The organism is Stenotrophomonas sp. YAU14D1_LEIMI4_1 (genome assembly GCF_003086815.1).
Lineage (GTDB): Bacteria > Pseudomonadota > Gammaproteobacteria > Xanthomonadales > Xanthomonadaceae > Stenotrophomonas.
This window is the reverse complement of the sequence record NZ_CP025997.1, coordinates 678,172-701,067: the sequence shown is the minus strand read 5'-3', so window position 1 is coordinate 701,067 and position 22,896 is coordinate 678,172. Positions and strand designations below refer to the sequence as shown.

At 69.5% G+C, this 22,896-nt stretch carries 11 protein-coding genes; 4 read left to right on the top strand and 7 right to left on the bottom strand.

Annotation, left to right across the window (positions count from 1 at the left end; genetic code table 11):
- Positions 1-40: 40 nt before the first annotated feature.
- Positions 41-7,543, bottom strand: a complete 7,503-nt coding sequence (locus C1932_RS03095) for an ESPR-type extended signal peptide-containing protein (protein WP_108761197.1) — start codon at positions 7,541-7,543, stop codon at positions 41-43.
- A gap of 438 nt (positions 7,544-7,981) precedes the next feature.
- The gene (purL, locus tag C1932_RS03090; protein ID WP_108763340.1) at positions 7,982-11,866 is read right to left on the bottom strand and encodes a phosphoribosylformylglycinamidine synthase; all 3,885 of its coding nucleotides are present in this window, start codon (positions 11,864-11,866) and stop codon (positions 7,982-7,984) included.
- 1,058 nt (positions 11,867-12,924) lie between these two features.
- On the opposite strand from purL, the gene C1932_RS03080 reads away from it, so the two are divergent.
- Positions 12,925-15,039, top strand: a complete 2,115-nt coding sequence (locus C1932_RS03080) for a glycosyl hydrolase family 18 protein (RefSeq protein WP_108761195.1) — start codon at positions 12,925-12,927, stop codon at positions 15,037-15,039.
- An 86-nt stretch (positions 15,040-15,125) separates the two neighbouring features.
- Here C1932_RS03080 and C1932_RS03075 read toward each other — a convergent pair whose 3' ends face one another.
- Together C1932_RS03075 and xerD are read right to left on the bottom strand one after the other, a co-directional pair.
- Positions 15,126-15,908 carry a DsbC family protein gene (locus C1932_RS03075; RefSeq protein ID WP_108761194.1) on the bottom strand — a complete coding sequence of 261 codons (783 nt, stop codon included), beginning with the start codon at positions 15,906-15,908 and terminating at the stop codon, positions 15,126-15,128.
- Positions 15,909-16,007: 99 nt separating this feature from the next.
- Complete coding sequence (gene xerD, locus C1932_RS03070) at positions 16,008-16,985, bottom strand: site-specific tyrosine recombinase XerD (protein WP_108761193.1); 978 nt, start codon at positions 16,983-16,985, stop codon at positions 16,008-16,010.
- A 56-nt stretch (positions 16,986-17,041) separates the two neighbouring features.
- Here xerD and C1932_RS03065 point away from each other — a divergent pair, with 56 nt between their 5' ends.
- Positions 17,042-17,533 (top strand): RDD family protein, encoded by a 492-nt coding sequence (locus C1932_RS03065; protein WP_108761192.1) that lies wholly within the window; start codon positions 17,042-17,044, stop codon positions 17,531-17,533.
- Between the two features lie 86 nt (positions 17,534-17,619).
- On the opposite strand, the gene C1932_RS03060 is transcribed toward C1932_RS03065, so the two are convergent.
- From C1932_RS03060 to lptF, 3 genes are all read right to left on the bottom strand, one after another.
- Positions 17,620-18,480 carry a hypothetical protein gene (locus C1932_RS03060; protein ID WP_108763339.1) on the bottom strand — a complete coding sequence of 287 codons (861 nt, stop codon included), beginning with the start codon at positions 18,478-18,480 and terminating at the stop codon, positions 17,620-17,622.
- 128 nt (positions 18,481-18,608) lie between these two features.
- A complete protein-coding gene (gene lptG, locus C1932_RS03055) occupies positions 18,609-19,709 on the bottom strand; it encodes an LPS export ABC transporter permease LptG (RefSeq protein ID WP_108752126.1) in 1,101 nt (366 codons plus the stop codon).
- On the bottom strand, positions 19,706-20,788 hold the full coding sequence (lptF, locus tag C1932_RS03050) for an LPS export ABC transporter permease LptF (RefSeq protein WP_108761191.1): 1,083 nt from the start codon (positions 20,786-20,788) through the stop codon (positions 19,706-19,708). The genes lptG and lptF overlap by 4 nt, the downstream gene beginning before the upstream one ends.
- Before the next feature lie 104 nt (positions 20,789-20,892).
- Here lptF and C1932_RS03045 point away from each other — a divergent pair, with 104 nt between their 5' ends.
- The gene (locus tag C1932_RS03045; protein WP_108761190.1) at positions 20,893-22,371 is read left to right on the top strand and encodes a leucyl aminopeptidase; all 1,479 of its coding nucleotides are present in this window, start codon (positions 20,893-20,895) and stop codon (positions 22,369-22,371) included.
- 96 nt (positions 22,372-22,467) lie between these two features.
- Positions 22,468-22,893, top strand: coding sequence for a DNA polymerase III subunit chi (locus C1932_RS03040; RefSeq protein ID WP_108745936.1), 426 nt, complete (start codon positions 22,468-22,470; stop codon positions 22,891-22,893).
- Positions 22,894-22,896 lie beyond the last annotated feature (3 nt).

Sequence of the window (22,896 nt, the reverse complement as noted above, 5' to 3'; positions counted from 1 at the left end):
ACGTGCCGGTGGCACGTGGCCACCGGCACGCGCTTCCCGCTTACCAGCCGAAGCCGGCACCGACGCCGACCGAGGCGTCATCACTGCTGAACGCACCGCCCAGGGTGACCGTGGCGCGATCGCTGATCGCACGCTGGTAGCCCAGCGACATCGCCGATTCACCGCCCTGGAAACCGATGCCGACGCCTACCCGGTTCTGGGTGCGGATGCCGGCGGCACTGGTGGCCATGTTCAGCATGGCCGCGCTCATCGCACCCTGGCGGTCGATGCGGCGATCCATGTGGCGCAGGCGTCCATCAACTTCGCCCTTGAACACATCGAAGCTGTCGGCGACGGCCTGCACGCGGCTGTCGGTGTAGCTGTTGGCGGTGGTGATGCCGCGGTCCAGCTGGCTCTTGTTCACCGCATCGGTGGCGGCCGTACCGGCGGCCACATTGGTGACCTGGCGTTCGTTGCCCTCGCTGCCCACCGACACGGTGTTGGCACGATCGGCAATCGAACCCTGGCCCAGGGCCACCGCGTTGGCGGCCGAGGCCGTCGCGCCCTGGCCGATGGCGGTGGACGAGGCTGCACTGGCGACTGCGCCTTCACCCACGCTGACCGCACCGACGGCGGCAGCCGGCTGTGCGGCGCTGGTGCCACCCACGCTGGGCTTGGCCGGAATGTCGGTGCGCGATGCCACCGGATCCGACTCGGCCGCGGTGGACAGTTCGGCCACCGACGCCTGCGCGGTGGTGCTGGCGCTGCGCAGGCTGGCCGTGGCGGTGCTGGCGGTGCTGGCGCGGCTGGAACCACCGGCGGTGCGCTGGTCCAGCTCGGTCACCTTGCGATCCAGCGCGCCCAGTGCGTCGCCCACGTTGCTGTAGGTGCTGCCCTGGATCACGTAGTTCGGTGCCACGAACACGCCCTGCAGGCCGACGCTGGCGCCACCGCCGAGGAAGCTGGCGGCATCGCTGAGCGACTGGAACAGCTGGCCACCGGTGACCGCCTGGCGGCTGCCGGCGGCGATGCTGCCGGCGCCCACGTTGTCGATCGTGGTGCCGTCGATGCCGGACAGGGTCAGGCGATCGCGGCTGGCATCGTCGTAGCCAACGGCATTGGCGGTGCTGGTTTCCATGGTGGCGATGCGCGAGTCGAAATCACCCACGCGGGTTTCCACCGCACCCACGCGCTGGTTGGTCACGTTCAACTGCGAACCGGTGACCGCATCGGTGCTGCCGGCGGCGATGCGGCCATCGGCCACGTTGACGATGCGGCGGGTGGCCGGACCGGCGGTGCCATTGCCACCACCGACCGACACCACGTTGGCTTCCACGGCGCGCGAACCCGCACCCAGGGCCACCGAGTTGTTGCCGGTGACGCCACTGTTGGCACCCAGCGCCAGTGCGGCGTTGCCGATGGCGGTGGCACCGCTGCCGACCGCATTGCTGCGGCTGCCGCTGGCCGTGGCGTTGGCGCCGATGGCCACCGCGTCGGTACCCGACGCCGTGGCCGTGCCGGTGCCGCTGGCCTGGAAGCGCTGGCCGACCGCATCGGCGGTGGCGGCAACCGCATCCAGCTGGCCCTTGTTCACTGCATCGCTGGCTTCGGTACCGGCGGCGACGTTGGTGATCTGCCGCTGCGCGGTGGCCGTGCCGACCGACACCGTGTTGGCACGGGTGGCCTGCGAACCGCTGCCCAACGCGACGCTGTTGGCTGCGCTGGCGCTGGCATTGGCGCCCAGCGCGGTGGCGTCGGCCGCATCGGCCCAGGCGTTCCAGCCGATGGCGGTGGCGTAGTCGTCGGTGGCCCAGGCACCGGCACCGAACGCGGCCGAGCCGGTACCGCTGGCACGGGCCGGAATCAGGCCGAAGTAGGTGCTTCCACCGATGGCCACGCTTTCAGCGCCGCTGGCCTCGCTGGCATTACCCACGGCCACCGAACCGGCGCCGCTGGCGGTGGCGAACACGCCAGCCGCGGTGCTGTTGGCGCCGCTGGCCAGGGTGCCGTAGCCCAGTGCCGAACCGAGGCGACCGCTGGCTTCGCTGTAGCCGCCCACCGCGGTGGTGCCGTCGGCCGAAGCCGAAGCGCGGAAGCCGCTGGACAGCGACTGCGCGCCGCTGGCGATGGCTTCTGCGCCGTTGGCAGTGCTGTACACGCCGCTGGCCTGTGCGCCGGCACCGGTCGCGGTGCTGCTCACTGCACTGGCGACCGCGCCACTGCCCAGGGCGGCACTGTCTTCGCCGCTGGCCTGTGCGTTGGTGCCGACCGCGGCCGCATTGCCGCCGGTGGCCAGGCTGTTGAAGCCGACCGCGGTGGCGTTGGCCGCAACGGCGGTGGCGCCACTGCCCAGGGCGGTGCTGCCATCGCCGATGGCATTGGCCGCCTCACCGGCCGCCAGCGCGTTCTCGCCTTCCACGTAGGCGCCGGCGTCGCTGTCGTCGCTGCCGCTGGCCTGGAAGTACTTGCTGGTGGCTTCGGCGGCGGCGGCCACTGCATCCAGCTGGTCCTTGTTCACCGCATCGGTGCCCTCGGTACCGGCGGCCACGTTGGTGATCTGGCGCGTATTGCCCGCACCGCCCACCGACACCGTGTTGTCACGGTCGGCAATGGAGTCGGCACCCAGGGCGACGCTGTTGGCGCCCTGCGATTCGGCTGCGTTGCCCAGCGCGGTGCTGTTGGTACCCGGTGCCCAGGCGCCGCCACCGACGGCGGTGGAGTAGTCACCCGATGCTTCGGTGGCCAGCAGGCCGAACAACGAACCACCGACGGCCACCGCATTGGTGCCGGTGGCCAGGCTGCCCTGGCCGGTAGCGGTGCTGTAGGCGCCCGTGGCCTCGGCATCGCCGCCCAGGGCGACGCTGTTGGAACCGGAGGCGTTGGCGAAGTTGCCCAGTGCGGTGGCGTTGAACGCCGATGCGCTGGAATAGCCGCCGATGGCGGTGCTGTAACCGCCGGTGGCTTCGGCACCGATGCCGAAGGCCGCCGAGGCGGTGCCGCTGGCCACGCTTTCGCTGCCCACCGCGGTGGATGCCTCGCCGCTGGCGGTGCTGAAGTAGCCCACGGCCACCGCTTCTTCGCCGCTGGCTTCGGACAGCACGCCGCTGGCGGTACTGCCGGCGCCACTGGCCACGGCGGCCGCGCCGAAGGCGGCACTCTGTTCGCCGCTGGCTTCACTTTCGGCACCGTGCGCAGTGGCGTACTCGCCGGTGGCCTGTGCATTGGCACCGGCCGCGCTGGCGTTGGCGGCGGTGGCCAGAGCGTTGAAGCCGATGGCCTGCGCGTTGCTGCCGATGGCGTTGGCACCGGCGCCGAGCGCGCTGGCACCGTCACCGATGGCATTGGCCGCTTCACCGGCCGCCAGCGCGTTGTCCCCTTCCACATAGGCGCCGGCATCGCTGTCGTCGCTGCCGCTGGCCTGGAAATACTTGCTGGTCGCTTCACCGGCAGCGGCCACTGCATCGAGCTGCGACTTGTTCACCGCATCGGTGGACTGGGTACCGGCAGCCACGTTGGTGACCTGGCGTTCGTTGCCGGCACTGCCCACCGACACGCTGCCATCGCGATCGGCCACCGACCCTGCACCCAGCGCGACCGCATTGCTGCCGCTGGCCGTGCTGCCAGCACCCAGTGCGATGGCGCTTTCACCGCCGGCCACCGTGTTGGTGCCGATGGCGATGCTGTTGATGCTGTTGCCCAGTGCCTGGAAGCCCAGTGCCACGCTGTTGGCGCCGTAGCTGAAGGCGCCACGGCCGACCGCCGTGGAACTGGTGCCGTTGGCCCAGCTGTTGTAGCCGATGGCGGTGGCGCCATTGGCGCTTGCCCATGCGGCCGGGCCGAACGCAGAGGCGTTGCTGCCGGTCGCCCAGGCGCCGGAACCGAACGCGGTGGCGCCCGCTTCGCTGGCGGTGCTGTAACCGCCCACGGCGGTGCTGTCATCGGCCTTGGCAAACGCGCTGTCACCGATGGCGACGGCATAGCTGCCGGTGGCGCGCGACTTGCTGCCCGCCGCGAAGCTGTTGTCGCCGGTGGCCTGCGCGCCGCTGCCGAAGGCATTGCTGGTCAGCCCGGTGGCCTGCGCCGCGTTGCCCACTGCCGTGGAACCGGCCGACGCAGTGGTACCCACCTGCACCGGGTTGCCTTCGTCGTCCAGCAGCGGCTGGTTGTACTCGTCGTAGGCCTGGCCCAGGCCACCCACGGCCACCGCGCCATCGCCGTCGGCGAAGGTGTTGCGGCCCAGTGCCACGGCATCGGCGCCCAGCGCGCCGGCACCGGCACCCTGCGCCAATGCGCCGGCACCGATCGCATTGCTGGCCGAACCGGCCGCGACCGCACCTGCGCCCTCGGCATAGGCACCGGCATCGGTGCCCTCTTCGGCCTGCGCCTGGAAGAAGTGCGCGGTGGTATCGGCGGTGTCGGCCACCGCATCGAGCTGCGCCTTGTTCACCGCATCGGTGGCTTCGGTACCGGCGGCCACGCTGGTGATCTGCCGTTCGTTGCCGCTGCTGCCCACGGCCACGCTGTTGTCACGCACCGCTTCGGAGTTCGCGCCGAGGGCCACGCTGTTGGCGCCGCGCGCGGTGGCGTAGAAGCCGACCGCCGTGCTCTGCGCGCCACTGGCCCAGGTCTGTGCGCCCAGCGCGCTGGACTGTTCACCCGGTGCGTAGGCGAAGTAGCCCACCGCCGTCGCCTCGGCACCCGACGCTTCGGTGAGCGTGCCGTTGGCCGTGGCGTAGTCGCCGCTGGCAATGGCACCGGCGCCGACCGCCGTGGCGGCTTCGCCACTGGCCTGGGTCTGCACGAAGAAGCCCAGGCCGGGAATCAGGTCGGCCGGGCCACCGATGGCCACGCTGCTGGTGCCGGTGGCCACGCTGCTGGTGCCCAGCGCGGTGGAGTAATCGCCAATGGCGTTGGACACGGCGCCGAACGCCGCCGACTGCGCACCGCCGGCATAGGCACCCACGCCGTAGGCGCTGGAGGCGAAGCCACCGGCTTCGGCACTGGCACCGACGGCGGTGCCGCCCACGCCGGCGCTGGTCGCACCGGTATCGACCGGCACGCCGCCGTTGGTGATCAGCGGGTTGCCCTGCTCATCCACCGCGGCACCACCGACGGCCACGCTGCCCGGGCCGACGGCCTGCGCGTTGTTGCCGAAGGCAGCGCTGTTCTGGCCGCTGGCCAATGCGTTGAAGCCCACCGCTGTGGCGTTGCTGTTGACCGCGGTGGCGCCGCTGCCGAGTGCGGTGGTGCCATTGCCCAGGGCATTGGCGGCCTCACCGGCGGCGGTGGCATTGCTGCCATCGGCGAACGCACCGGCGCTGCTGTCATCACTGCCGGTGGCCTTGAAGTAGGTGCTGGTGTTTTCGGCCACGCTGGCCACTGCATCCAGCTGGCCCTTGTTCACCGCATCGGTAGCTTCGGTACCGTCGGCCACGTGGGTGATCTGGCGTTCGTTGCCGTCGGCGCCGACGGCCACCGTGTTGTCACGGTCGGCCTGCGAGGCCGCACCGATGGCCACGCTGTTGCTGCCATTGGCGGTGGCGCTGGCGCCCAGTGCGGTGGACTGCGCACCATCGGCCCAGGCGTTCCAGCCGATAGCCGTTGCATAGTCTTCGGTGGCCCAGGCGCCGGCACCGTAGGCCGCCGCACCGTAGCCGCTGGCGCGCGCCGGAATCAGGCCGAAGTAGGTGCTGCCGCCGATGGCCACGCTCTCATCGCCGCTGGCTTCGCTGGCCTCACCCACGGCCACCGAACCGGCGCCCGTGGCGGTGGCGAACACACCTGCGGCGGTGCTGTTGGCACCGCTGGCCAGGGTGCCGTAGCCCAGTGCCGAACCGAGGCGACCGCTGGCTTCGCTGTAGCCACCCACGGCAGTGGTGCCATCGGCCGAGGCCGAAGCGCGGAAGCCGCTGGACAGCGACTGCGCGCCGCTGGCGATGGCTTCGGCACCGTTGGCGGTGCTGTACACGCCGGTGGCCTGCGCGCCGGTACCGGTCGCGGTGCTGCTCACTTCGCTGGCCACCGCGCCGCTGCCCAGGGCGGCACTGTCGCTGCCGCTGGCCTGCGCGTTGCTGCCCACGGCGGCGGCATTTTCGCCGGTGGCCGAGCTGTTGTAGCCCACGGCCGTCGCGTTGGCCGCAATGGCCAGTGCGCCGCCGCCCAGTGCGGTGGTGCCATCGCCGATGGCATTGGCCGCTTCACCGGCGGCCAGTGCGCTGTCGCCCTCGGCCAGTGCGCCGGCGTCGCTGTCGTCACTGCCGCTGGCCTGGAAATACTTGCTGGTGGCTTCGGCGGCGGCGGCCACTGCATCCAGCTGGTCCTTGTTCACCGCATCGGTGCCTTCGGTGCCGGCGGCCACGTTGGTGATCTGGCGCGTGTTGCCTGCGCCACCCACCGACACGGTGTTGTCACGGTTGGCGATGGAGTCAGCACCCAGGGCGACGCTGTTGTCGCCCTGCGCTTCGGCGGCATTGCCCAGTGCCGTGCTGTTGGTACCCGGCGCCCACGCGCCGCCACCGACGGCGGTGGAGTAATCGCCCGATGCTTCAGTCGCGAGCAGGCCGAACAGGGCGCCACCGACCGCCACGCTGTTGGTGCCGCTGGCAATGCTCGCCTGGCCGGTGGCGGTGCTGTTGGCACCGCTGGCCTGTGCATCACCGCCGACCGCGACGCTGCTGGAGCCAGTGGCGTTGGCGGCATTGCCGACCGCCGTGGCGTTGAATGCAGATGCGTTGGACAAGCCGCCAAGCGCGGTGCTGTAGCCGCCGGTGGCTTCGGCGCCGACGCCGAAGCTGGCCGATGCGGTACCACTGGCGACGCTGCCGGCACCAACGCTGGTGCTGCCGCTGCCGCTGGCCTGGGCCTGCGCACCGACGGCCGTCGCGCTGTCGGCGCTGGCCTGCGCGGCGCTGCCCAACGCGGTGGTGTCGTCGCCGCTGGCCGTGGCGTCGGCGCCGGCGGCCAATGCGCCCTCGCCGTCGATCTGCGCCGCGTCGCTGTCATCGCCGGCACCGTCGGCCTTGAAGTAGCGGCTGCCTTCTGCAGTGGCCGCGGCCAGTGCGGCCCGGGTGGCCTGCGCCTGTGCCTGTGCCTGTGCATCCAGCTGCGCGCGATTTACTGCATCGGTGGCCGCCGTGCCCGCGGCCACGTTGGTGATCTGCCGTTCGTTGCCGCTGGCGCCGACCGACACCGTGTTGGCGCGGTTGGCCGTCGAGCCTGCGCCCAGCGCCACGCTGTTGGCCGCGCTGGCGGTGCTGCCGGTGCCGACCGCAACGGCGTTGCGGCCACTGGCGTTGGCGCTGCCATCGACCACGCACTGGTCGATCACGCTGCTGCTGATCGTTACGCAATTGGCGTTGCCGCCCACTTCCACCGACTGCGCCTGCGCCAGGCTTGTCCAGCCCAGGGCCATCAGCAGGCCGGCGGCAAGCACCGTTGGCGCGCTGCCGCCCTGCTTCTGCCGCTTGTCGACAACCGTACCGGCCTGGTCCGAGGTTGCCAGTTCCGAGGCAACGACCAACTGACCCAATGCTTTGTTCCAGACCTTGCGATAAATCCGATTCATCGATACGGCTCCTGAGTGGACTGGTTTTTAGGCAAAGCAACGCCATCGCTGGGCCATCCGGCCCAACGTCCCCTGGGGGCGTCTATTCGCGTGATTTACGACGGTGTTCGCGCAGAACGCGCAGAGAGGCAAGAGCGCCTTCCGTTGCGCAATGCGTTACTACGAAATGAATGAATTCAAAACGGACTGGCAGTGTTAACGTGAAGATTATCTTCCGTCAAGAGTTTGACGGAACAAAACCTACTGTCGTGAACCAGTTCACCGTTTTATGCGTTTATGCGGTTATTTCGTTAGAACCACGTGAACATGTCGTAGCGCGTGTAACGCGCTGTAACTCGTGGACAGCACACGATATTCACGCAATACAAACAAAAACCCGCCGGGGTTGCCGGCGGGTTTCCATACGTCATCGAATTGGCGCGTGCGCGGGGTGGACGATCAGCCGCACCAGACGCGTGCGTTGCGGAACATCCGCATCCACGGCGAATCACCCTGCCATTCCGCCGGTGCCCAGCTCAGGTTGAGCGCGCGCGGGGTGCGCTCGGGGTGCGGCATCATGATGGTCACCCGGCCGTCGCTGCTGGTCAGGCCGGTGATGCCGTCCGGCGAACCGTTCGGGTTCAGCGGGTACTGGCTGGCCACGTTGCCGTTGCCATCAATGTAGCGCAGCGACACGCGCGCGGCCGCCTGGTCCACCGCATTGGCGAACACTGCACGGCCTTCGCCGTGGGCCACGGCCACCTGCAGGCGCGAGCCGGCCATGCCACGCAGCAGGATCGACGGCGATTCCACCACTTCCAGCAGCGCGGTGCGGGCTTCGAACTGCTCGCTGGCGTTGCGGCGGAACTGCGGCCAGTGCTCGGCACCGGGAATGATGTCCTTCAGCTGGCTCATCATCTGGCAGCCGTTGCACACGCCCAGCGCAAAGCTGTCTTCGCGGGCGAAGAACGCGGCGAAGGCATCGCGCAGTGCGCTGCGTTCCAGCACCGAGGTGGCCCAGCCACGGCCGGCACCCAGCACGTCGCCGTAGCTGAAGCCGCCACAGGCGACCAGGCCGGTGAAGTCCTGCAGGGCCACGCGACCTTCGATCAGATCGCTCATGTGCACGTCGAACGCGCTCAAGCCGGCACGTTCGAAGGCGTTGGCCATTTCAATCTGGCCATTCACGCCCTGCTCGCGCAGCACCGCCACGCGCGGGCGCGCACCTGTGTTGATGAACGGCGCTGCCACGTCCTCGGCGAGGTCGAAGCTGAGCTTCGGCTTCAGGCCCGGTGCGTTGAAGGCACGGGCGATCTCGCGCTCGGCGTCGGCGTTTTCCGGGTTGTCGCGGCGCTTCTGCATGGCGTGGGTGACCGACCACCAGGCGTCGAACAGCGCTTCCCAGCGCCACTCGGCCAGGTTTTCGCCGCCCAGCGATACGCGCACCACCGGTGCGGTGGTCGGCTTGGCGATGCGCTGTGCGCACTCGATCAACGCGTGGCGCTCGACCAGATCGGCGAACGCGGCGCGGTCTTCGCGGGCAATCTGCACCACCGCACCCAGTTCTTCATTGAAAAGGCTGCGGAACGGATCATCGCCCCAGGCATCGAGGGTGATGTCCAGGCCCAGGCGCGAGGTGAAGGCCATTTCGCACAGCGCGGCGAAGGCACCGCCATCGCTGCGGTCGTGGTACGCACGCAGCAGGCCCGCCTGGCGCGCATCGCGGATCAGTTCGAAGAAGCCACGCAGGCGCTGCGGGTCGTCCAGGTCCGGGGCGGCACCGGCAAAGGCCGGCAGATCGCCCTGGTCGGCATGCACCTGGGCCAGGATCGAACCGCCCAGACGCTGCTTGCCGGCACCGAGGCCGATCAGCCACAGCTCGCTGTCCACCTCGCGGTCGAGCAGCGGGGTCAGCTGCTGGCGCACATCGGCCACCGGCGCGAACGCGGATATGACCAGCGACACCGGCGACACGCTCTTGTGGGCTTCGCCCTGGTCGTGCCACTGCGCCTGCATGGACAGCGAGTCCTTGCCCACCGGAATGCTGATGTCCAGCTGCGGGCACAGTTCCATGCCCACCGCCTTCACCGCGTCGTACAGCAGCGCGTCTTCGCCCGGGTGGCCGGCGGCGGCCATCCAGTTCGCCGACAGCTTGATCTCATCCAGCGCGTCGACCGGGGCCGCGCACAGGTTGGTCAGCGCTTCGCCCACGGCCATGCGCGCCGAAGCGGCGGCATCGAGCAGGGCCAGCGGCGTGCGCTCGCCCAGCGACATCGCTTCGCCGGCCACGCCGTCGAAGTCGGCCAGGGTGATGGCCACGTCGGCCACCGGCAGCTGCCACGGGCCGACCATCTGTTCGCGCGCGGTCAGGCCGCCCACGCTGCGGTCACCAATGGTGACCAGGAAGTTCTTCGACGCCACGGTGGGGTGCGCCAGCACGCGCAGACCGGCTTCCTGCAGATCCAGCCCGCCGGTCTTCAGCGCCGGCCAGCGCGGGGCCGGCGGGTGCGCGGTGTCGCGGTGCATCTTCGGCGGCTTGCCGAACAGCACGTCCATCGGCAGGTCGATCGGCGCGTCGGCCGGGGTGTGGCCCGGCACGGCGCCATAGGCCACCACCAGGTGCTCTTCGGCCGTGGCCACGCCCACCGCAGCGAACGGGCAGCGCTCGCGCGCGCACAGCGCGGCGAACTCGGCCAGGCGTTCCTGGGCCACGCCCAGTACGTAGCGTTCCTGCGATTCGTTGCACCACAGCTGCATCGGCGACAGCGACGGGTCATCGGTGGGCACCTTGCCCAGGTCGATCACGCCGCCCACGTTCGAATCGTGCAGCAGCTCGGGGATGGCGTTGGACAGGCCACCGGCGCCGACGTCGTGGAAGAACTTGATCGGGTTGTTGGCGCCCATCGCCACGCAGCGGTCGATGACCTCCTGGCAGCGGCGTTCCATTTCCGGGTTATCGCGCTGCACGCTGGCGAAGTCCAGGTCCTCGGCGCTTTCGCCGGAGGCCACCGAACTGGCGGCACCGCCGCCCAGGCCGATCAGCATGGCCGGGCCACCCAGCACGATGACAGCATCACCGGCCTGCAGCTTGATCTTGTCGACCTGGATGCGATCGATCGCGCCCAGGCCACCGGCCAGCATGATCGGCTTGTCGTAGGCGCGGACCAGATCGGCGCCTTCGGGCAGCTCGAAGCTGCGGAAGTAACCGAGCAGGTTCGGGCGGCCGAACTCGTTGTTGAACGCGGCGCCGCCGAGCGGGCCATCGGTCATGATTTCCAGTGCCGGCGCCATGCGCGGGTTCAGCGCGCGCGGCGCTTCCCACGGCTGCGGCAGCTCGGGAATGCGCAGGTGCGAGACCGAGAAACCGGACAGGCCGGCCTTCGGCTTGCCGCCACGGCCGGTAGCGCCTTCATCGCGGATCTCGCCGCCATTGCCGGTCGAAGCACCCGGGAACGGCGCGATCGCGGTCGGGTGGTTATGCGTTTCCACCTTGATCTGAAACGCGCTGGGCACCTGCGGCTCGCGGCGGTATTCGCCGGTGGCCGGATCAGGGCGGTAGCGCGAGGCCGGATGGCCTTCGATCACCGCGGCATTGTCGCTGTACGCGCTGAGCGTGTGCTGCGGGGTCTGCTGGTGGGTGTTCTTGATCATGCGGAACAGCGAACGGTCCTGTTCCTGGCCGTCGATGGTCCAGCTGGCGTTGAAGATCTTGTGCCGGCAGTGCTCGGAATTGGCCTGCGCGAACATCATCAGTTCCACGTCCGAGGGCGAGCGGCCCAGCGCGGTGAAGCGTTCGCGCAGGTAGTCGATCTCGTCCTGGGCCATGGCCAGGCCGAGGCGCTGGTTGGCGGCCTCCAGCTGGTCCACCGGCACGCGTTCCAGTTCGCCGCGCGCCGGGCTGCTGAACAGCGCTTGGCCCTGCTCGGCCGATTCCAGCACCGACTGCGTCATCGGGTCATGCAGGGCCTTCACCAGGGCCTGCTGGGCGGCGGCATCGGCCGGCCAGCCCAGCACGTCGATGCGCAGGCCGCGTTCCACCCGGCTGACCGGCTGGCCGGCACCGCGCACCAGTTCGGTGGCCTTGCTGGACCACGGCGACAGCGTGCCCAGGCGGGGCACCACGACGCGGCTGACCGCACCGTCGGCCACGGCCTGCGCCTGCGGCTGGGCTTCCAGGATGCGGCACAGGGTGGCCACGTCGGGCGCGGCCGTGCCTTCGGGCTGCACGAAGTAGACGTGCCAGGCGCCGCTGATGCGCAGGGAGGGAGCGATGGACTGCAGGCGGGATTCAAGACGTTCGCGGCGGAACGGCGACAGGGCGGGCGCGCCCTCGAGGACCATCATGTCCGGGGAACCGTAGTTGGGAAACGGGCCCGACATTGTACCGGAACCGGGGGGTGGGCTTCGGCCGGGCGGCGCCCGGCCCCCGCCGAACCCAAGGCGACGGCCAGAGCCGAAGCAAGAGCCAGAGCAACAGCCGGTTCGCTGGGGGCTGGCGGGGGGGGGCCGGGTGGGGGGGACGCCGCAAGGACGTCCCTGTAGGCTTGGCCGCGGCATCCATGCCGCGGACACCCCCGCAACCGGACCCACCTGGCCCAGCTGGGCGGTAGTTGGTATTTCCTGCTGATGGGTCTGGGATCGGCGCTGGCCGGTGCCCTGCTGCTGGCGCGCCGCCCGGCCGGTGCACTGCTGTACGGCGCCGCCTTCGTGGCCACCGCGGTATGGGCACTGGTCGAGCGGTTTCCCGCGAGCTGCCGGAACGGCACAGGGTCGGATCCCGTTGCCTCGCAACGGGCTCTGACCCCGGATGTGTTGCGATATCTGATGGATCCATCCACGCATGGCGTGGATCTACTGGCGGTCCCGGGAACGGGTAGATCCACGCCATGCGTGGATGAGAGCGAAGCGACCGGCTTCTGCTTCTGCTTCTGCTTTTGATCTTTTCTTCTTGTCTTTCGTGGCTGGCGCGCGCAGGAACCTGTCCAAGGCCGGGCGGGTGGGGTCAGGCGGGGTATCCGCGGCATGGATGCCGCGGCTAAGCCCCCATGGACGGGTTTACGGCGTCCCCGCCTGACCCCACCCGCCCGGCCAACCCACGGAAATCCGCTGTTCGCGGCAATCCCCAGCCACGAGGGGGCCCCGCCGATGGCAGCCAACCGCGCGCCAGCGCCGCTCTTCGCGGGAATCGCGGGAACCCCGGAATCGCGGAACCATGCGCTGGCTCACGGATTGACCCGGCAATTGATGACAACGTTGTCCCTACCCGGCCAGCCGGACTCTCTCCCCGGCCCGGCCAGGTACCCCGTCCGCTCCCACCGTCGCCTTCCCCGGCGACGCCCGGACCTGCGTTACGCGCGGTGCCATCGGGGCCCGCGCGCCTCTTGGTCGATCGGAGAAACACCATGTACGACACGTTTGTGCAGAGTGCCGATGTACGCAGTGCCGAACCTTCCCCCCGCCGCTGTCGCCCGCGCCGCCTCGCCTGGCTGCTGGCCCTGGCCGCCGGGGCCGCCGCCCTGCCCGGCCTGGCCCAGGCCGCCAGCTGTGCCGGCGTGGCCGAATGGGACCAGGCCAAGATCTACCGGGCCGGCGATACCCTGCAGAAGGCCGGCGTGCTCTACCGGGCCAACCAGGACATCTGGAACGCCCCACCGGACCACCCGGCCGGTGCGCCGTACTACACCAACCTGGGCGCCTGTGATGGCAGCGGCACCAACCAGCCGCCGGTGGTCAGCCTGACCTCCCCGGCCAATGGCGCCAGCTTCAGCGCCGGCAGCACGATCACGGTCAACGCCACCGCCAGCGACGCCGACGGCAGCGTCAGCAAGGTCGAGTTCTTCCGCGATGGCAGCTCGATCGGGGTGGACACCAGCGCGCCGTACAGCGCAAGCTGGGCCAACGCCAGCGTCGGCAGCCACACCCTGCGCGCGGTCGCCACCGACAACAACAACGCCACCACCAGCACGCCCACCATCACCATCACGGTGAACGCGGCCAGTGGCGATACCACCGCCCCCAGCGTGCCCGGCGGCCTGACGGTGGGAACGCGCACGTCCAGCAGCATCGCGCTCAGCTGGAGCCCGTCCACCGACAACACCGGCGGCAGCGGTGTGGCCGGCTACGACGTGTACCGCAACGGCAGCCTGGTCGGCTCGCCGTCCAGCGCCAGCTATGTCGACGGTGGCCTGACGGCCTCCACCACCTACAGCTACCGCGTGCGGGCCCGCGACAACGCCGGCAATGCCTCGGCGCAAGGCACCGCGACCAGCGCCACCACCCTGGCCGACAGCGGCGGCGGCACCGGCAAGCGGGTCATCGGCTACTTCACCCAGTGGGGCATCTACGGCCGCAACTACCGGGTGAAGAACATCGACAGCAGCGGCTCGGCCGCCCGTCTCACCCATATCAACTACGCCTTCGGCAACGTGCGCAACAACCGCTGCGAAGTGGGCGTCACCCAGGCCTCCGACCCGAACACGGGCGTGGGCGGCGATGCCTTCGCCGACTACACCAAGGCCTTCGGTGCCGGCGAAAGCGTGAGCGGCAGCGCCGATACCTGGGACCAGCCGCTGCGCGGCAACTGGAACCAGTTGAAGCAGCTGAAGGCGAAGTACCCCAACGTGAAGGTGCTGATCTCGCTGGGCGGCTGGACCTGGTCGCGTGGTTTCTCCAGCGCCGCACAACCGGCCAACCGGCAGGCGTTCGTGGCCTCGTGCATCGATGCCTACATCAAGGGCAACCTGCCGGTGACCGACGGCGCCGGCGGCACCGGTGCGGCACTGGGCGTGTTCGACGGCATCGACATCGACTGGGAATACCCCGTGGCCTGTGGCCTGGCCTGCGGCACGCCGGAGGACAACGCCAACTTCACCGCTCTGCTGGCCGAGTTCCGCCGCCAGCTGGATGCGGTGCGCCCCGGGCTGCTGCTGACCGTGGCGGTGGGTGCCGGCATCGACAAGGTGCGGGTGACCGACCCGGCCGCGTACCACCCGTACCTGGACTACATCAACGTGATGACCTACGACTTCCACGGCGCGTGGGATGCGAAGACCAACCACCACTCGGCGCTGTTCGATTCGCCGAATGATCCGTCCACCGGTGATACCGCGCAGTACAACAGCAACGATGCGATCGAGGCGTTCATCAGCCGCGGCGTGCCGGCAGCCAAGTTGAACCTGGGCATCGGCTACTACGGGCGTGGCTGGACCGGGGTGGCCAATGCCAACAACGGGCTGTACCAGACCGCCACCGGTGCGGCGCCGGGTACCTACGAAGCGGGCATCGAAGACTGGAAGGTGCTGAAGAACCTGGCCTGGTCCAGCTACACCGACAACACTGCCGGTGCCACCTGGATCTACAACGGCAGCACGCTGTGGAGCTTCGACACCCCGGCCAACATCACCCGCAAGATGGGGTACGTGAAGACCCAGGCCCTGGGCGGCGCGTTCGTCTGGGAATTCAGCGGCGACGATGCGCAGGGCACGCTGACCAAGGCGGTCAGTGATGGCTTGAAGTAAGGAAAACGTGCGACATCCGCCGGGCATGGCCCGGCGCTACCAACGCGATCCACGGTAGCGCCGGGTCACGCCCGGCGGCAATTCAATCAACGCTTGGCCGACAGCTTTTCCAGCGCGGCGCGCAGCTGTGCCGGCGGCAGGTAGCCGCCCAGCTGGGTGCCGTCGGGCGCGAAGATGGCCGGCGTGCCACTCACGCCCAGCTGCTGGCCCAGTGCGTACTGCATGGCCACCGGGTTGGTGCAGTTCTTGGCCGGCACACTGCCACCGCGCTTGGCGTTGGTCAGTGCCTGGCGGCGGTCGGCCGCGCACCAGACCGAGATCATGTCGGTGTAGTCCTTGCTGCCCAGCCCCATGCGCGGGAACGCCAGGTATTCCACGGTGATGCCGTTGCGGTTGAGCTCGGCGATGTCCTGGTGCAGCTTGCGGCAGTACCCGCACTCAATGTCGGTGAACACGCTGATGGTGTACTTGGCATTCGGCGCGGCGAACACGATGCGGTCGCCATGGTTGGCCTTGGCCAGCAGGCCACGCCGGTAATCCAGCAGCCCGGCACTGTTGGCCGGCCCACGCGCCTGGGTGTCATACGGCTGCGACTGGAACAGGTAGCGGCCATCGTCGGACACGTACAGCAGCTGGCCCGACACCAGCACTTCGCGGAAGCCGGGGAACGGCGCGGCGCCGATGTAGTCGATGGTGAAGCCCGGGTTCAGCGCCGACAGCGCGGTGCGCACTGCCTGTTCGGCGGCAGGGTTGGCCGCCGCCGGCCGGGGGGCCGCAGCAGCAGGGGCCTTGGCGGCGGGCGGTGCCGGCTGCGCACAGGCGGTCAGGCTGAGCGCGCCGAACACAGCGGCAATGGCGAATCGGAGCATGGAGCAACCTGCTGGGAAGATGACTTGCGATTCTGACACAGGCCCGGAAGTGGCACCGCGAACGCGAGCACACACCCGCACGCGCGTTCAGCCGCCCGCTCAGCCGCGTGGGTGGTGGCGGGCGTGCAGCTGCTGCAGGTGCTCGCGCGCCACCAGCGTGTAGATCTGGGTGGTGGACAGCGAGCTGTGGCCCAGCAGCATCTGCAGCGCGCGCAGGTCTGCACCGCGGTTCAGCAGGTGGGTGGCGAAGCTGTGGCGCAGGCCGTGCGGGCTGATCCGCGCCGGATCGATGCCGGCCACCTGCGCGTGCCGCTTGACCAGGTGCCAGAACGCCTGCCGGGTGAGTGCGTGCAGGCTGGGTTCGATGAACAACGGCGTCTGCCCATCGGCCAGGGCCTGCACCTTGCCCTTGCCCACCATCAGCGGGCGCGCGTCGTGCAGGTAACGTTCCAGCCAGTGCTGCGACTCTTCGCCCAGCGGCACCAGCCGTTCCTTGCTGCCCTTGCCGGTCACCCGCAGCACGCCCTGGCGCAGGTTCACGGCCGTGGCCGGCAGCAGCACCAGTTCGCTCACGCGCAGGCCCGCGGCGTACATCAGTTCCAGCATGGCGCGGTCGCGCAGGCCCAGCGGGCTGTCGATATCCGGTGCCGCCAGCAGCGCATCGATCTGGCTCTCGGCCAGGGCCTTGGGCAGCAGGCGCGGCAGCTTCGGTGGGTCCAGCAGCGCACTGGGGTCCTCGCTGCGCTCGCCACGGCGCACGGCATCGGCGAAGAAGGCGCGCAGGGCCGACAGCAGACGGGCGTTGCTGCGCGGCGACCAGCCATGACGCGTGCGCCAGGCCAGGTAATCGAACAGGCCCGGGCGCTCTACCCCGGCCAGTCCGCCATCGCGACCATCCAGCCAGCGCGCCAGGCCTTCCAGATCGCGCCGATAGCTGTCCAGGGTGGCACGGGCCAGGCCGTTCTCGGCCCAGGCCGCGTCCAGGAAACGCTGGATGCGCGCACTGTCTTCGCCGCGCGGCTCGGGCAGTTGCTGGACCAGTTGGCGACGCTCGGCGGGGGTGGAAACAACGGCCATGCACGCAGGATACGTGGGCCGCTGCGGGCAGGGCCAGCTTTGCGTATGCTCGGCGCATGTCCAGCCCCGCCAGTGAAACGGCCTCCGTGGCCGCGCCCGGTTCCGATCGCCCCCGCACGTTGCTGCTGTGGCGCCTGCTGGCCCTGTTCTACGACCTGTGGCCGGTGCTGGCGCTGTGGATGCTGGCCGGCACGGTGTTCACCGTGGCCTATACGGTCAGCGGCCACGCGCAGCGCGAAAACATCGCACCGTTCAGCGCCTGGCAGTGGCTGCTGTGGGCGGTGTGCTGGGTCATCACCGGTGCCTATGCCACGGCCAGTTGGCGGCGCGGCGGGCAGACGCTGGGCATGCGCCCGTGGCGGCTGAAGCTGGAAACGCGCGATGGCACGGCGCTGCGGCGCGGCCAGTTGTGGCGGCGTTTCGCCATGGGCACGCTGTCGCTGCTGCTGGGCGGGCTGGGGTTCTGGTGGGCGTGGCTGGATCGCGAACGCCTGACCTGGCACGACCGCGCCAGCGGCACCCGCATGGTGCGGGTGCCCAAGCGCTGAAGGAATCCGCCGGGCATGGCCCGGCGCTACCGAAGTAGAGTCGAGCTTGCTCGACTGCACCGTTGGTCCGTCGAGCAAGCTCGACGTTACCGGTCCGCCGGCAGGATCACCGCCGGCTGCGCCCACAGTTCGAAGAACTGCGACGAGAACGCGGTGGCCTTGACGTCATCGGGCACCGGAATCTTGCCGTTGAGCTTGCCCTGGGCCTTGGCGAATTCCTGCCACAGCTTCAGGCTGGCCTTCTTCAGGCGCTTCTGCTCACCGGCATCGCTGGCGGCCAGGTACTGCGCGTACACGTCGCGCATCGGCTTGCCCTGTTCCTCGAACGCGGCCGGCAGCTCGGGCAGGCTGGTTTCGGTGAACTCAACGGTTGCCTGCGGCGGCTGGTAGCCCGCGGGCCCGAAGGCGGCCCGCAGATCGTCCTCGGCGTCCAGGTATTCGAAGAAACCGGGCACGTTGAAGAGCTTGGTGCGGTAGTCCGACGACGTGTCCGGGCTGTTGGAGACCACCGTGGTCGGTAGTTCGCCCAGCAGGCCCACATCCCAGCTGCGCGGAATGAACAGGCCGGTCGCCTTCACGTACGGGCCGTCGATCACCACGTCATTGAGCTCGACCTTCGACACCAGCCCGCCGGAATTGGTCTTGTTGGTGACGTACTGCTCGGTGACGATCACGTACTCGCCCAACGTCGGGTTGATCAGGCCACCGATGCCGTCGGCGTAGACCACCATGCGCACCGTGCCGATCTTCTCGCTCTGCAGCCGGTGCTGACCGGGCTCCAGGCTGACCGGTACGGTGGTGTGCGCCGGAATGACGTGCGGCTGCGCGTCGATGGTCAGGGTGACCGGCGTGTCGGTGGGGTTGTCAATCTCGAAGTCGACCGGACCAGAGCAGCCCACCAGCAACAGCAGGGCGGCAAGCGAGGGCAACAGACGTGCGCGGATCATGTTCATCCTTGAAGTAAAGCGAAGCGCGCAACGCGCGCGCTCGCGTTGAAGGCAGGGCCCGCGCGGAAAGGCGCGGACCCGCCGGGTCCTTTGAAACGGGGTGAGGGCGGCCTGCGGCCGTGCCGACGCTACCGGCGCCTGAACAGCCAGCCGGACACCGCCAGCATGACGATGGGCGGCAACGCGTAGGCAATGCGGTAATCGAACTTCAACGCACCGGCCATGCGGCCGAAGAACAACTGCAGCAGCCAGAAGCCCAGCGCGAACAGGATGCCCAGGAACAGGCGCTTGCCCATGCCGCCGCTGCGCAGCGAACCGAAGGCGAACGGCACGGCGGCCAGGCACAGCGCCAGCACGTTCACCGGGTAGAACCAGCGGCTCCAGTACACATCCTCGAAATCACGCGCATCCAGGCCGTTGCGCTCGCGGTAGGCAATGCTGGTGCTCAGCTCGGACACGCTCAGGTTGCGCGGCTTGGCGATGCCGGTGGCCAGCGCGCCGGCATCCAGCTTCGAATTCCACGGTTCGCGGGCCACTTCCTGGCGGGTGGCCGAACGTTCGCCGAAGGTATCGCGGCGCACGCCGGTCAGCACCCAGCCGTCCTTGTCGTGCTCGGCAGTGGCGGCATGGGTGAGCGTGGCGATGCGGCCGTCGTCGGCAATCTGGTACAGGCGTACATCGCGCAGGATCAGCCGCGTGCCCTTCTCGCCTACCAGCTGCTCTTCGCCGCTGGCCGCGTTCAGGAAGGTATCGCCCTCGCGCGCCCACATGCCCGAATAGCGGGCCACGGCGATGTCGGTGCCCCACTTGGCGCTCATCTTCAGCGCATCGGCGCGGTTCTGGCCCCACGGGCCCACCGTTTCGGCACTGATCACCATCAGCCCGGTCAGCAGCGACAGGGCGATGGCCACTGACACGCTCAGGCGCTTGCGCGACAAGCCCAGCGCACGCAGCGCGGTCAGTTCGGAGGTGGCCGCCAGCTGACCCAGACCCATCAGCGCCCCGATCACCGCGGCGGTGGGGAAGAAGGTGTAGGCGCGGCGGGGCACGGTGTACAGCACCCACGCCGCGGCGTGGCCCAGCGAATAGCCGTTCTTGCCGATGTCCTTGAACTCACCGGAGAAGGCCATCACCACGTCCAGGCCGGTCAGCACCGCCCAGGTGAGCAGCACGGTGGTGAACACCGCACGGCCCAGGTAGAAATCGAAACGCATCGGGCGCAGCTTCATGCGCGGCCTCCCTTCGGGCGGGCCAGGCGGCCATCGCGCGCGTACATCCAGATGGCGAACGCCAGCAGCGGCAGGGTCAGCCACCACAGGCCCAGCGCGCCGGGAATCTTGCCGTCGGCGATCCAGCCGGCGCCGATGAAGGTCAGGTTGGTGCCCACCATGTAGGCCAGCAGGGCCAGCATCATGCGCCCGTAGCGCTGCTGGCGCGGCGAGCTGCGCCCCAGCGGCACGGTCAGCAGGGCGAAGGCCAGCGCGATCAGCGGCGGCGCCAGGCGGCGGTGCAGCTGGGCCTGGGCCTCGGGGCGGTCATCGCCGATCAGCTTCGTGGTCGCCATCAGCTCCGGATCATCGTCCTTGCGCGCCTCGGTGCCGTCGGGCAGGGCCACGTCATTGCGGGCGAAGGTGGCCAGCCGGTAATCCAGCGCGCCGGCCAGCGGGCCCTCCAGCTGGTGGCCGTCGTCCAGTTCCAGGAAGCGCTGGCGCTCGCCTTCGAAGTACATGCGGCCGCCGGCGGCGGACACCACTTCCAGGCGGTCGTCCTTCTGCCGCTGCAGGAACACCTTGCCCAGCTGGGTGCCATCGGGCGAGATCGAGGACAGGTAGACCACCCCGCCATTGGGCAGCGGGGTGAACCGGCCCGGCTCCAGGCCGGCCATCAGCACGCTGCGGTTGGCATCCTGGATCATCTGTTCGGCGGTGCGCCCGGCCCAGGGGCCCAGCCACAGCGAACAGGCGCCCACCACCAGCACCACCGGCACCACCAGCATCAGCAGGGGGCGCAGCAGGCGCTTGGGGCCCACGCCAATGGCGGTGATCACCGCCATTTCCGAATCGCGGTAGAGCCGGGCGATGGCCAGCAGCAGGCCCAGCATCAGCGCCAGCGGCAGGATCAGCGGCATGTAGGCGATGAACTGCAGGCCCAGCTGTGAGAACAGCAGCTTGGCCGGGAGGCGTCCGTCGGCGATGTTGCCGAGGATGTCCACCAGCACGCCGCCCACGCTGACCACCAGCAGGACGATCAGGGTAGCCAGGAAACTCTGGACGAAATCGCCCAGCAGGTATCGGTCGAGCTTCAACATGGGGCGGTGGTTTAAACTCTGGGGTTCGTTCGCGGTGCCGCCCAGTCTACTGTCTGGGCGTAAACGGCCTGCGATTGTACGGACTCGCCAATGGAATCTGCTCAATGGCCCTCGAATTCACCCTGAACCACCTCGCTCCGGCTGCCGCCACCGTTGACTGCCTGGTGGTCGGCGCCTATGCCGACCACAGCCTGACCCCGGCCGCGCAGGCGCTGGACGCCGCCAGTGGCGGCCGCCTGGCCGCCCTGGCCCAGCGCGGCGACCTGTCCGGCAAGACCGGCGCCACCACCCTGCTGCACGACCTGCCGGGCGTGACCGCCGCGCGCGTACTGGTGGTCGGCCTGGGCGATGCCGCCCGTTTCGGCGTGCCGCAGTACCTGAAGGCCGTTGGCGACGCCGTGCGCGCGCTGAAGGCCGGCGCCGCCCGCAGCGCGCTGTTCACCCTGTCCGAAGTGGCGATCAAGGACCGCGACGCGGCCTGGGCGATCCGCCAGGCGGTCATTGCCGCCGACCACGCCGCCTACCGCTACACCGCCACCCTGGGCAAGAAGAAGGCCGATGACGCCGGTCTGGCTCAGCTGGCCATCGCCGGTGATGACGCCCAGGCCCTGGCCCAGGGCCAGGCCATCGCCGCCGGCGTGGAGTTCGCCCGCGAACTGGGCAACCTGCCGCCGAACTACTGCACTCCGGCCTACCTGGCTGAAGTGGGTGTGAAGTTCGCCGGTGAGCACGAGGGTGCCGAGGCCGACATCCTCGACGAAGCCCAGATGGAAGCGCTGGGCATGGGCTCGTTGCTGGCCGTGGCCCGCGGTTCGGCCAACCGCCCGCGCCTGGTGGTGCTCAAGTGGTCCGGCGGCGGTGACGCCAAGCCGTACGTGCTGGTCGGCAAGGGCATCACCTTCGATACCGGTGGCGTGAACCTGAAGACCCAGGGCGGCATCGAGGAAATGAAGTACGACATGTGCGGTGGCGCCAACGTCATCGGCACCTTCGTCGCGGCCGTGAAGGCCAAGCTGCCGCTGAACCTGGTGGTGGTGGTGCCGGCCGTGGAAAACGCCATTGACGGCAATGCCTACCGCCCGTCCGACGTGATCACCTCGATGTCGGGCAAGACCATCGAAGTCGGTAACACCGACGCCGAAGGCCGCCTGATCCTGTGCGACGCGCTGACCTACGCACAGCGCTTCGAACCGCAGGCCCTGGTGGACGTGGCCACCCTGACCGGCGCCTGCATGGTCGCCCTGGGCCACCAGACCGCCGGCCTGATGAGCAAGCACGACGACCTGGCCAACGAACTGTTGGCCGCTGGCGAGCACGTGTTCGACCGCGCCTGGCGCCTGCCGCTGTGGGACGAGTACCAGCCCATGCTGGATTCGACCTTCGCCGACGTCTACAACATCGGCGGCCGCTGGGCCGGCGCCATCACCGCCGGCTGCTTCCTGTCGCGCTTTGCCGAAGGGCAGCGCTGGGCGCACCTGGACATCGCCGGCGTGGCCAGCGACGAGGGCAAGCGTGGCATGGCCACCGGCCGCCCGGTGGGCCTGCTCAGCCAGTGGCTGCTGGACCAGGTCGCCCGCGCCTGATGCCGTACCTGCCCCTGGCCGGCGCCCGCCGGCCGGGGCATCCTCCGGCCTGCCCCCGCCCGGCACGCCGGGCCCCTGCCCGACCCGGACCCTGCCATGCCCCGCGCTGATTTCTACCTGATCGCCAAGCCCCGTTTCCTGACCGAGCCGCTGCGGCTGGTCTGCGAACTGGCGCGCAAGGCCAACGACGCCGGGCTGCCCGCCCTGGTGCTGGCCCGCGACCAGGCCCAGGCCGAAGAACTGGACGAACTGCTCTGGTCCTTCGACGAGGACGCCTATATCCCGCACCAGATCGTGGGCGAGGACGTGGACGAGGAAGAGGCCGTGGTGCTCATTTCCATCCCCGGCGACGAAGCGCCGATGCGCCCGCTGGTGATCAACCTGCGCGACGAACCCTGGCTGGGCCAGTGCGAGCGCGTGCTGGAAGTGGTGCCGGCCGACCCGGAAGCACGCGAACCGCTGCGCGAGCGCTGGCGCCAGTACAAGACCGCCGGCTACGACCTGAACAAGCACGACATGTAAGGC

What these genes read in the sequence shown, in the direction of transcription:
- C1932_RS03095 (WP_108761197.1), bottom strand. Translation starts at nt 7,543, where the DNA reads ATGAATCGGATTTATCGCAAGGTCTGGAACAAAGCATTGGGTCAGTTG.
- purL (WP_108763340.1), bottom strand. Translation starts at nt 11,866, where the DNA reads ATGATGGTCCTCGAGGGCGCGCCCGCCCTGTCGCCGTTCCGCCGCGAA.
- C1932_RS03080 (WP_108761195.1), top strand. Translation starts at nt 12,925, where the DNA reads ATGTACGACACGTTTGTGCAGAGTGCCGATGTACGCAGTGCCGAACCT.
- C1932_RS03075 (WP_108761194.1), bottom strand. Translation starts at nt 15,908, where the DNA reads ATGCTCCGATTCGCCATTGCCGCTGTGTTCGGCGCGCTCAGCCTGACC.
- xerD (WP_108761193.1), bottom strand. Translation starts at nt 16,985, where the DNA reads ATGGCCGTTGTTTCCACCCCCGCCGAGCGTCGCCAACTGGTCCAGCAA.
- C1932_RS03065 (WP_108761192.1), top strand. Translation starts at nt 17,042, where the DNA reads ATGTCCAGCCCCGCCAGTGAAACGGCCTCCGTGGCCGCGCCCGGTTCC.
- C1932_RS03060 (WP_108763339.1), bottom strand. Translation starts at nt 18,480, where the DNA reads ATGATCCGCGCACGTCTGTTGCCCTCGCTTGCCGCCCTGCTGTTGCTG.
- lptG (WP_108752126.1), bottom strand. Translation starts at nt 19,709, where the DNA reads ATGAAGCTGCGCCCGATGCGTTTCGATTTCTACCTGGGCCGTGCGGTG.
- lptF (WP_108761191.1), bottom strand. Translation starts at nt 20,788, where the DNA reads ATGTTGAAGCTCGACCGATACCTGCTGGGCGATTTCGTCCAGAGTTTC.
- C1932_RS03045 (WP_108761190.1), top strand. Translation starts at nt 20,893, where the DNA reads ATGGCCCTCGAATTCACCCTGAACCACCTCGCTCCGGCTGCCGCCACC.
- C1932_RS03040 (WP_108745936.1), top strand. Translation starts at nt 22,468, where the DNA reads ATGCCCCGCGCTGATTTCTACCTGATCGCCAAGCCCCGTTTCCTGACC.